At 48.1% G+C, this 10,741-nt stretch carries 10 protein-coding genes and 1 tRNA gene; all 11 read left to right on the top strand.

Going from position 1 to position 10,741, the window contains the following annotated elements:
• The coding region (locus AC5I6P_RS21725) for a LysR substrate-binding domain-containing protein (protein WP_495695852.1) at nt 1–513 on the top strand (513 nt) is incomplete at its 5' end.
• A gap of 40 nt (nt 514–553) precedes the next feature.
• Nucleotides 554–1,864 (top strand): glutamate-5-semialdehyde dehydrogenase, encoded by a 1,311-nt coding sequence (locus AC5I6P_RS21720; RefSeq protein ID WP_495695851.1) that lies wholly within the window; start codon nt 554–556, stop codon nt 1,862–1,864.
• Between the two features lie 104 nt (nt 1,865–1,968).
• Complete coding sequence (locus tag AC5I6P_RS21715) at nt 1,969–2,712, top strand: VanW family protein (RefSeq protein WP_495695850.1); 744 nt, start codon at nt 1,969–1,971, stop codon at nt 2,710–2,712.
• 157 nt (nt 2,713–2,869) lie between these two features.
• A complete protein-coding gene (locus tag AC5I6P_RS21710) occupies nt 2,870–3,586 on the top strand; it encodes a biliverdin-producing heme oxygenase (protein WP_495695849.1) in 717 nt (238 codons plus the stop codon).
• Between the two features lie 847 nt (nt 3,587–4,433).
• Nucleotides 4,434–5,390, top strand: coding sequence for an RNA polymerase sigma factor, RpoD/SigA family (locus tag AC5I6P_RS21705; RefSeq protein WP_495695848.1), 957 nt, complete (start codon nt 4,434–4,436; stop codon nt 5,388–5,390).
• Between the two features lie 134 nt (nt 5,391–5,524).
• On the top strand, nt 5,525–5,851 hold the full coding sequence (locus AC5I6P_RS21700; RefSeq protein WP_495695847.1) for a DUF760 domain-containing protein: 327 nt from the start codon (nt 5,525–5,527) through the stop codon (nt 5,849–5,851).
• 51 nt (nt 5,852–5,902) lie between these two features.
• Entirely contained in the window at nt 5,903–7,072 is a 1,170-nt protein-coding gene (gene mutY / locus AC5I6P_RS21695; RefSeq protein ID WP_495695846.1) for an A/G-specific adenine glycosylase, read from the top strand.
• 68 nt (nt 7,073–7,140) lie between these two features.
• Nucleotides 7,141–8,400 (top strand): GTP cyclohydrolase II, encoded by a 1,260-nt coding sequence (locus AC5I6P_RS21690; protein WP_495695845.1) that lies wholly within the window; start codon nt 7,141–7,143, stop codon nt 8,398–8,400.
• Between the two features lie 8 nt (nt 8,401–8,408).
• Nucleotides 8,409–9,665, top strand: a complete 1,257-nt coding sequence (locus tag AC5I6P_RS21685) for a URC4/urg3 family protein (protein ID WP_495695844.1) — start codon at nt 8,409–8,411, stop codon at nt 9,663–9,665.
• 64 nt (nt 9,666–9,729) lie between these two features.
• A complete protein-coding gene (gene upp, locus AC5I6P_RS21680) occupies nt 9,730–10,365 on the top strand; it encodes a uracil phosphoribosyltransferase (protein WP_495695843.1) in 636 nt (211 codons plus the stop codon).
• Nucleotides 10,366–10,387: 22 nt separating this feature from the next.
• Nucleotides 10,388–10,458: transfer RNA gene (locus tag AC5I6P_RS21675), tRNA-Cys, on the top strand.
• Nucleotides 10,459–10,741: the final 283 nt, after the last annotated feature.

The following is a 10,741-nucleotide window of genomic DNA, read 5'->3' as shown; positions in this document are numbered from 1 at the left end:
GATTCGAGTTCGGGCTGTCGGTTTAGCTACCTTTCCCCAGGTCTAGAACACAACCCAACGCAGAAAACAGCCAGAGCGAGTCTGGACTATCACTTAATTTATGAGGAGAGCTTTTGGCTTGTTGCTCCACCTCAAATCGTTGTGCCAACGTCTCAAGAGGTTTTACATGCAAATCCTCATTCGTTAGAAGAATGGCTAAGGACGCAAGCATGGTTAGCGTACAGCGAAGAATTACCGATTATTCGACGATTCTGGCGCGTGGTCTTTGGACGTAGAATTGATGTTAAACCAACGCTAATCCTGCCAGATTTACGGGGAATTCGGAGCGCGATCGCGGCAGGATTCGGCTTTAGCGTTTTGCCAGATTATCTATGTGATGGAACTCAACTTCAAATCATTTTAAAGCCTGAAAACTTAAAGCCTGAAAAAGCGGTGAAAAATCAGATTTGGCTAGTCTATCGTAAGAGCGAGCAACGCGAGCAGGTGTTGCAGATCCGATCGCTGTTTTCCTAATGGTTTACTCTAGTATCTATACCGTATTCTGTTCCCCCTCATGACTGCCACGCCCATTCGCACTGAAGGTCTCTCGCTCGTTGCCTTGGCTCAACAAACGCGCACTGCCGCCCGTCAACTCGCAGTTCAACCTGCTGATGTGAAAAATTGGGCCTTAACGGCGATCGCAGATGCTCTGGCCGCCAACGCGAATGAAATTTTAGCGGCGAATGCGGCGGACTGCGAAGCTGCTAAATCGGAAGGGACATCATCGGCTCTCTATGCTCGCTTGAAGCTAGATCAGGCGAAACTAGAAGGCGCGATCGCAGGCGTCCGTGACGTTGCCAAACTCGCCGATCCAGTCGGTGCAGTTCAGCTTCATCGCGAATTAGACGCGGGATTGGTGATGAAACGAATCACTTGTCCACTTGGCGTATTGGGTGTGATTTTCGAGGCGCGCCCTGATGCAGTAATGCAGATTTCCAGTCTGGCGATTAAGTCTGGAAATGGCGTGATTCTTAAAGGCGGAAAAGAAGCGGTTCGCTCGTGTGAAGCATTGGTCAAAGCGATTCACCAAGGATTATCACAAACAGAAATTGATCCATCTGTGGTACAGCTTCTAACAACACGAGAGGAAACACTAGCATTATTGAAACTCGATCAATATGTTGATCTAATTATTCCAAGAGGATCGAATTCCTTTGTCCAATTTGTGCAGGACAACACGCGCATTCCCGTATTAGGACATGCAGATGGAATTTGCCATTTGTACGTCGATCGCACAGCGGAGATTGCCAAAGCCGTTAAGGTTGCGATCGATTCTAAAACGCAATATCCGGCAGCTTGCAATGCAATCGAGACACTGCTAGTCCACGCTGCGATCGCATCAGAATTTTTGCTAGAAGCCGCACCTGCACTGCAAGCCAAAAATGTGGAATTGCGCGGTGACGATCGCACAAGAGGCATTCTCAACATCACCGCCGCTACAGAAACCGATTGGTCAACGGAATACAGCGATCTGATCTTAGCGATCAAAATTGTGGATTCGCTAGAAGATGCGATCGCGCATATCAACACTTACGGATCACGCCACACTGAAGCGATCATGACAGAAGACTTAACTTCCGCGCAGACTTTCCGATCTCAAGTCGATGCCGCAGGCGTTTATCACAACTGCTCGACTCGTTTTGCCGATGGCTTCCGCTATGGCTTTGGTGCAGAGGTGGGAATCAGCACACAGAAAATGCCCCCACGTGGTCCCGTCGGATTAGAAGGATTGGTGACTTATAAGTACGAAATTGTGGGTGATGGTCATATTGCCGCAACTTACTCTGGTACAGACGCAAAACCATTTACCCATCGAGACCTGTAGACAATACACCCAGAAACAACACGCCCGATGTTGCAGCTTATGCAACGTTGGTAGTAAAACAGGCGCGACCGGATACGATAGCTTCAGCTTAAGTAAGACCCCGTATGATGAAGCAATTGATACCTGCGTCTGTTCGACGTTCTGCTCGTATTGCCTTGCGATCGCTAACCGACGTTAAAACGGGTGAAGTTGCTCGCTTTGCCAACTCGTCACTGACTAAAACTGCCGAAGCGGAGCAATTTCTTCCTCAAATCAAAATTAGTCAAGAGATTAAAGCGAGCCATTATTCAGATAATAAACGACATAATCTTGCCCTCGCGGCTGAGCGCATCAATCGCATTTTGATCGAACCGGGCAAAGTGTTCTCGTTTTGGCACTTGGTCGGGCAACCAACTCGCCGCAGAGGATATTTGCCTGGACGAACGTTAGTCAATCAAACGCTGCAAGCAGAATATGGCGGTGGTCTTTGCCAACTCTCAGGACTGCTCTATTACCTAGCGCTTAGAGCCGGGCTTCATATCCTCGAACGTTATCCTCACTCCGTTGATATTTACACCGATGAGACTCGCTTCACACCCCTCGGCTCAGATGCCACTGTGGTTTACGGCTATAAAGACCTCCGATTTCTCAATCTCCTAGAGCAAGCGATTTGCTTTCACATCACGGTTCAGCCTGATTCTATTAGGGGTCAGCTTTGCGCTAGAGAACCCATTAGCGACTATCAAATCGAGTTTCGCTCGGCTCACATTCAATCGGCTCACAGTAGACATCGAGTTGAAGTAGAAACGCTGCGCCAAACGGGGTTTATACAGGAAAGCTTAGGGAAATCCATCTATCAATTGCCATAAAAATGATTGTCTCCAGTGCATCTCTCGTAAGAATTTGTAATAAAAACGCTCATCAAATCGGACTAACGTAACAAATAGTGCAGTTTTTTCGCTGCGCCTTTCAGACCTAACGGATCGATACGCCAGCAAATCACTATTTAGTGTTGGAAAGTTTAGAATGAGCAACAATTTAGCAACAAAACTTCGCGAAGGCACCAAGAAATCTCACTCGATGGCGGAGAACACAGGCTTTATCGCGTGTTTCTTGAAAGGCACGGTAGAGAAAAACTCCTACCGTAAGCTCGTCTCCAACCTCTACTTCGTGTATTCCGCCATGGAAGAGGAAATGCGGAAGCACCAGAATCATCCTGTGCTGTCAAAAATGTACTTTCCTGAGCTAGAGCGCAAAGAAAGTCTGGAGCGGGATTTGGCATACTATTTTGGCGCAAACTGGCGAGATCAGGTTGCTCCTTCAGCGGCTACTCAAGCGTATGTCGATCGCATTCATGAAGTGTCTGAGACCGATCCTGAGCTAATGATTGCTCATCTCTACACTCGGTATTTGGGCGACCTATCGGGAGGCCAAATCCTCAAGAAAATTGCTCAAAACGGGATGAATTTGTCGGATGGAGAAGGGACAAACTTCTACGAATTCCAGCAAATTTCAGACGAGCGCGAATTCAAGAAGCAGTACCGTGCGACTTTAGATGCATTGCCGATCGATGATGCCAAGGGCGATCGTATTGTGGACGAAGCAAACGCTGCGTTCGGCTCGAACATGAAGATGTTCAAAGAACTCGAAGGCAACTTGATCAAAGCGATTGGGGTAGCGTTGTTCAACGTTCTGACCCGCAAGAACAAGCGCGGCAGCACCGAACTCGCAACGGCTGAGTAACTCTCCACTACGTTTCACAATTTCATATTCTTCTGAATCCTGGGGGCTTGGTGAGTTAACATCAAGCCTCCAGGATTCAAAGTTTAGAAGCGGAGCTTAGCATAGGCTCAAAATTGCCGCTAATTTGAACGCAGGAAATGCAGTCGTTGGGGTTTGTAGAGTATGCGATTACTGCCTTAATTTGAAACATGACGACAGAAATTGCACAGCTCGGCTGTTTCGTATTCAGAAACCCTCTTGATTTCAACCGGGATCTGTCACTCTTGACAAATTAGCGCTTATCCTTCACCAGACAGATGTGTTTCTTGGCTCTGATAGAGTATTTTTCGTTAAATAGAGAAGATAGAGAAGTTTCTAGCTTCACAAACTTACACAAAACGCTTATTTTTCCGCCCTACAGTTTGGCTTGCTAATTGATTTCGTTAGTTTGTCTCACAAGCTGCATTCGTAAGCCTGATTTTTAGGTAGTTTAGTAGCAAAGAATCCGGGTATAGCGCTGGTTTACAGGCGTATTAGTCGAATTAATACTTTATTGACTTTATGGCTCTCAGAAACTTTACAATTCGTAACCTCATGGTAGATAATCTTAATAGAACCAAGTTGGGGAAACTACCGTCTAAGGTTCTGTCTCTTGGGCTTTCACTCTACCAAGTTTGAATTCTATTGCTCTCTCGCCATCTTAATGAAGATGTTTCTTTCGTCAGTCTCTACCTGCTTCAGTTCACTGCGCTTCTTGGTTTTAGCAACGCTATTAGCTTCAAAGGGTCATCTCTATAAGCCTTAAGTCTCGTACTTAAAAGTCACTATCTTTACTGTCAAGTTCATCGTTCGTGCTGAGCATCCGATTATGAAAACCGTTCTGACCCCTACTGATTCAGTTCGCGCCTACTTGCGAGAAATTGGGCGGGTTCCTCTACTCACCCATGAGCAAGAAATTCTTTACGGCAAGCAAGTTCAACGGTTGGCGCTTCTGAATGAAACCAAAGAAATGCTAATGGCACGAGGCGAGCAGTCTCCTGCGCCCGAAACATGGGCACAGGCCGCTAACCTGACAGTCGCAGAATTGCATCAAGCGATCGCAGAAGGTGAAATTGCCAAGCGTCGAATGGTGGAGGCCAATCTGCGGCTTGTGGTTTCAGTTGCCAAGAAATATACCAAGCGCAACGTCGATCTGATGGATCTAATCCAAGAGGGCACAATTGGCATGCAGCGTGGCGTTGAAAAATTTGACCCGACCAAAGGCTATCGATTTTCAACTTACGCCTACTGGTGGATTCGGCAAGCCATTACTCGCGCGATCGCAGAAAAAGGACGCACGATCCGGCTTCCGATTCACATTACTGAAAAACTTAACAAGATTAAAAAAGCTCAACGCAGTTTGGCCCAACAGCACGGACGCGCTGCCACGATCGCAGAGTTATCATCCGAACTTGATCTGCCAGCCAAGCTCGTGCGCGAATACCTTGAGCGAGCGCGAGTTCCGCTGTCTTTGGATTTGCGGGTTGGCGATAACCAAGACACCGAGTTAGGCGAACTGCTTGAAGACCAAGGCATGACGCCCGAAGACTACGCGGCTCAAACGTCTTTGCGTCAGGACTTAGAGGCGTTGATGGCAGACCTCACGCCTCAGCAACAGCAGGTTTTGAGCTTGCGATTCGGTTTAGAAGACGGCAAAGCTTTAACGCTTGCTAAAATTGGCGATTGCCTCAACATTAGCCGAGAGCGCGTGCGCCAAATCGAGCGGGAAGCCTTGACGAAACTAAGAAAGCGTAAAGGCGAAATGGGAGAATATTTAGCGAGCTAAACCGTTACGACTCGGACTACCTTCAGCAAATTCCGAACTTTTTCGGTTCGGTTCTACTGACTTCCGAGACGAGCATCGCTTGTTAAAGTAGGGTTAACAAAAACGGATTAAGTCCTCCTATTGAGGTAGATACTGTGAACGATACATCCAATCAAGTTCCTGAGTTCTTAAGCGACAGCGCTGATGCAGGTAAGCTATGGCAGTATGTTCAGTCATTGAGTCCAGAAGCGATCGCTCAACTGTCGAAGCCAACCTCTCCTGAAGTGATGCAGGTCATGGAGCGCAACATTCTTGGGCTGTTGGGTGGCTTATCTCCAGAAGGCTTTGAAGTCACGATTACGACCAACCGTGAGAATTTGGGTCGCCTATTGGCCTCTGCAATTATGAGCGGCTATTTTCTCCGCAACGTTGAGCAACGGATGGCGTTTGAGAAGTCGATCCAAGCGGTTGAGGCAGAATAAAACCGGAGGGTGCGGAAAGCTTGATCCTCTTCATCCCCCTCTTAACTTCTTGTGTCTCCAAAAGCTCCCAAAACTAGTCTTTCCCCCTCGGCAGATAAAGCTCCCCATCTGCCGATTTTTGTGATTTTAGAGCTACGTTCTACACTACTAGAGTGGTACAGTCAGTCCGGTCGCGATTTGCCCTGGCGAAACACTCGAGATCCTTATGCCATCTGGATCTCAGAGATTATGCTGCAACAGACGCAGGTCAAGACGGTGATTCCTTACTTTGAACGGTGGATGCAGCAATTTCCTACGGTTGAAGCTTTAGCAGCGGCGGATTTGCAGACTGTTTTGAAAGCGTGGGAAGGATTGGGCTATTATGCACGTGCCCGCAATCTGCATCGAGCGGCGCACGAGATCGTCACTCAGCACAATAGCGTTTTTCCTCAAGCATTAGATCAGGTTTTGGCGCTACCGGGAATTGGGCGAACGACCGCAGGCGGCATTTTAAGTGCTGCATTCAATCAACCCGTCGCCATTCTTGATGGCAACGTGAAGCGAGTTCTGGCACGGCTGATCGCATTAAACGTTTCACCAAATCGAGCGTTAGCAGCCTTATGGCAATGGTCTGAAGCCATCCTTGCTCCAGCGCCATCCTCTGAAACTTCGCAAAGTGACTCGCGCGATTTTAATCAGGCTTTTATGGATTTGGGCGCGACCATTTGTACGCCCAAAAATCCTTCCTGCCTACTCTGTCCGTGGCAGCGTCACTGTCAGGCTTACAATTTAGGAATTCAATCAGTATTGCCCATGTCAGAAACTCGTGCGCCCTTGCCTCATAAAATTATTGGAGTTGCCGTCATTTGGAACGATCAAAACCAAATTCTAATCGATCGCCGCAAACCAGAAGGGCTGTTAGGAGGGTTGTGGGAGTTTCCGGGCGGCAAAGTAGAACCGGGAGAAACAATTGAAATCTGTATTGAACGGGAAATTGCAGAAGAACTGGGTATTGAGATTGAGGTGGGCGATCGCTTAACGGTGGTTGACCACACCTACAGCCATTTCCGCGTTACTCTAAATGTCCATCACTGTCGGCATCTGAGCGGCGACCCGCAGCCCATTGAGTGTGACGAAATTCGCTGGGTCAAGGTCAATGAGCTAGATCACTACCCCTTTCCCAAGGCAAATATTCACATTATTGAAGCCTTGAAAAATCTGCCGTCTAGAACACTGCCCTGAAGGGATGTTCTTGCTACGATCAAGAACTCACCTCTAGCTTGTTTTCGGTGAACGGGGAGTGCCTTATCATGGTCAGTCAGCCTAAGCCAACATCACAGCCGATCGTTCTCACATCCCATCCGACTCGATTTGGTCCTAAACCCAATTCTTTAAACTGGGGGTCTGCAAGCCCAACGAAACGAGGCCCCATTATTGGAACTGTCACGACGCCCGCTCACCGAAATGTCATTGGAACTCATTCTGGCTCTTACGCGGTCTATCGGGCTTTAGCGGTTGCGAGCGGAAAGCTAGACGCCAATCACCGCGCTGATTTGACCAATACCTCTCCTGCCGCTCACATTGGTCCTTACCCCGCCTGGTCTGACCCTGATAAAATTGTTTCCCTCGATCCGTTCGGCGCGATCGTTGGGGAAGTCTACACCGAATTTTATGAAAAAGGCTACGATATTCGCCCCACGATTGCAATTACAAAAGCGCATATCAACATGCCTGAACTGCAAGACGCCGTAGCCAAAGGGCGATTGCAAGAAGACGGCCAGATTATGAAAAAAGGCGGCGATCTCGTTGTCACAAAAGCCGCGATCGAGCCAGTTTGGTATCTTCCCGGACTCGCCAGCCGGCTTGGCGTCGATGAAAGTATTTTGCGGCGAACGTTATTTGAGCAGACGGGCGGCATGTTTCCCGAACTCGTCACTCGTCCCGATTTGAAAATTTTTCTACCTCCAATCGGCGGCATGACGGTTTATATCGTGGGTGATCCAGATGCGATCGCAGATCCAGAAAAATCGCTCACGGTTCGAGTTCATGACGAATGCAACGGTTCTGATGTCTTCGGATCAGATATTTGTACCTGTCGTCCCTATCTCGTGCATGGCATCGAAGAATGCATCACAACCGCGCAGAACCGTGGCGCAGGCGTGATCGTGTATTTCCGCAAGGAAGGTCGAGCGCTCGGAGAGGTGACGAAGTTTTTAGTTTATAACGCTCGTAAACGACAAGCAGGCGGCGATCGCGCCGATGCCTACTTCGCTCGAACCGAGTGTGTTGCTGGTGTCCAAGACATGCGGTTTCAAGAACTGATGCCAGATGTCTTGCATTGGCTCGGTATTACACGGATTGATCGTTTCATCTCCATGAGCGATATGAAACACGATGCGATTACTGAGTCTGGTATCGAAATTGTTCAGCGTGTTCCTATCCCTGATGCTCTAATTCCGGCAGATGCACGAGTTGAAATCGAAGCGAAGAAAGCAGCAGGCTATTACAGCCAAACCGATATTCTCACTGAAGAAGAACTCGCTGCCATTAAAGGACGAGGACTCGAATAGTTTTTCCTATGTCTAATACTTCTACTGATACGATTCCTACGGATGCCCGCGAAGTGATTGCCTACTTGCGATCGCCCCAAGCCATCCGCGATCGCAGCGAACAACTTTTTGCATTAGCTCTAGCACATCGTCTTAAATATTTTCGGTGTGATCTGACGCAACTCGATTCTGTTGCTGATTATGTGATTGATGTCATTCGCGACCAGTATCCAGATCTCAATATCCCTTTTCACAGTCGATGGCGACATTTTGAAGTGGGCGAGTCGGCGCGACTGCAAAACTTAGAGCGAGCCTTTCAAGGCTTATCTGCTCTTGAACGCGCTAGAGCCAAATTCGATTTGGTTGTTCCAAGTGTTTTACTCGATGCAGGAGCAGGCGCACAGTGGAGGTATCGTGAGCCACAGACCCATCAGATTTGGCAACGCTCGGAAGGATTAGCAGTGGCAAGCTTCGACTGTTTCTGTCAAGGCATGTTTTCTAGCGATTCTGAACATCCATATCAATCTGATGCAGAAGGACTGCAAAGGGTGACATCTGAGCGGCTAGGTGCTGGGTTTCAGGTCAGTGATGAAAATCCGTTAGTGGGATTAGAAGGGCGATCGCGGCTGCTGCAAACACTCGGTCAATCTCTCTACCATTCCCCTGATCTATTTGGCATAGATCATCCCCGCATTGGTAGGTTAGTCGATTATCTACTTGCTCATGCCAAAGACGGTAAGCTATCCGTCACAATCGTGTTTCAATCTGTTTTAGAAGGACTAGCACCCATTTGGCCAAGTCGGCTTGCGATATCAGGGGTCAACTTAGGAGACGTTTGGCACCATTCTGCGCTCGTTGGCCCACCTTTCGCCGATCTGATTCCCTTTCACAAACTGTCCCAATGGCTCACCTATTCTTTGCTCGAACCGTTAGAAGAGTTAGGACTCACCCTTACCGATCTCGATCAGATGACGGGACTTCCTGAATACCGCAACGGCGGTCTTTGCCTTGATCTCGGGCTCCTGCACCTCAAAGATTCGGAGATGCGACAATACCGTCACTTTCCAGGTGATGAAATTATCGTGGAGTGGCGATCACTCACGATAAGTCTGCTCGACCGAATCGCGGATACAATTCGTCGCCGCTTAGACCTGACCAGCGCAGATCTTCCGCTGGTCAAAATTCTTCAAGGCGGAACTTGGACAGCGGGGCGGAAAATTGCCTCACAGCTACGACCTGATGGCGCCCCTCCGCTTCAGATTGACAGCGATGGAACCGTGTTTTAATCACTCACACATCTCAGTATGCGATCCTTTAGAGCTTGGCGAAAGCCAAGCGTAAACAATATCTATGGCTGAAAACATTACTATCATCGAGCATCCGTTAATTCAACACAAACTGAGTCTTATGCGGCGCGCAGAAACGAGTACGGCTAAATTTCGATCGCTGATGACCGAGATCAGTATGCTGCTGGCCTACGAAGTGACGCGAGATCTGCCCTTGCGCTACGAAACCATTCAGACGCCGATGGCAGAGATGGAGGCTCCAGTTTTAGCGCCTGATAAAAAACTAGTCGTTGTTTCGATTATGCGAGCAGGGCAAGGTATCTTAGACGGTATTCTGCAACTCATTCCCTCGGCACGCGTCGGCCACATTGGAATTTACCGCGATCCTCATTCCTTAGTCCCAATTGAATACTACTTTAAAGTGCCACACGATATCGAAGACCGAGACATGCTGGTCGTTGATCCGATGATGGCAACTGGAAATTCTGCGGTTGCCGCAATTCATCGTCTAAAACAAGCTAATCCTAAGTCAATAAAATTTCTATGTATTCTGGCGGCTCCTGAAGGAATTCATCACTTGCAAGACCATCACGCAGATGTTCCAATTTACGCCGCTGCTATTGATCAGGGTTTAGACGAACACGGATATATTATTCCAGGGCTTGGGGATGCGGGCGATCGCTTGTTTGGCACAAAGTGATATAATTCATCAGATGCAATATGGCGGCATAGCCAAGTGGTAAGGCAAGGGTCTGCAAAACCTTCACCCCCAGTTCGAGTCTGGGTGCCGCCTTTATGTACGTTTGTAGAGCGAAGAAATAAGTGTCCGTGGCGAAGAATTAAATGTCACAGCGAAGGTTTCTTTGTCCAAAGTGAAGGATTAAATGTCAATTTAACGAAGGAATATCTGTCAGATTGTAAAAGGAGCGAAGAAACAGCGAAGGTTTCTTTGTCCAAAGTGAAGGATTAAATGTCGATTTAACGAAGGAATACCTGTCAGATCGTAAAAGGAGCGAAGAATTAGGTTCTGTTGACTTTTCACCGCAACCAGATCAAGGTGCAGGCAAAACAGAGGA

The sequence above is a fragment of the Myxacorys sp. genome (assembly GCF_059501405.1).
This window is presented reverse-complemented; position numbering and strand designations above follow the sequence as displayed.

Coding starts and splice junctions, on each gene's coding strand:
- AC5I6P_RS21720 (WP_495695851.1), top strand. CDS start 554: ATGACTGCCACGCCCATTCGCACTGAAGGTCTCTCGCTCGTTGCCTTG.
- AC5I6P_RS21715 (WP_495695850.1), top strand. CDS start 1,969: ATGATGAAGCAATTGATACCTGCGTCTGTTCGACGTTCTGCTCGTATT.
- AC5I6P_RS21710 (WP_495695849.1), top strand. CDS start 2,870: ATGAGCAACAATTTAGCAACAAAACTTCGCGAAGGCACCAAGAAATCT.
- AC5I6P_RS21705 (WP_495695848.1), top strand. CDS start 4,434: ATGAAAACCGTTCTGACCCCTACTGATTCAGTTCGCGCCTACTTGCGA.
- AC5I6P_RS21690 (WP_495695845.1), top strand. CDS start 7,141: ATGGTCAGTCAGCCTAAGCCAACATCACAGCCGATCGTTCTCACATCC.
- AC5I6P_RS21685 (WP_495695844.1), top strand. CDS start 8,409: ATGTCTAATACTTCTACTGATACGATTCCTACGGATGCCCGCGAAGTG.
- upp (WP_495695843.1), top strand. CDS start 9,730: ATGGCTGAAAACATTACTATCATCGAGCATCCGTTAATTCAACACAAA.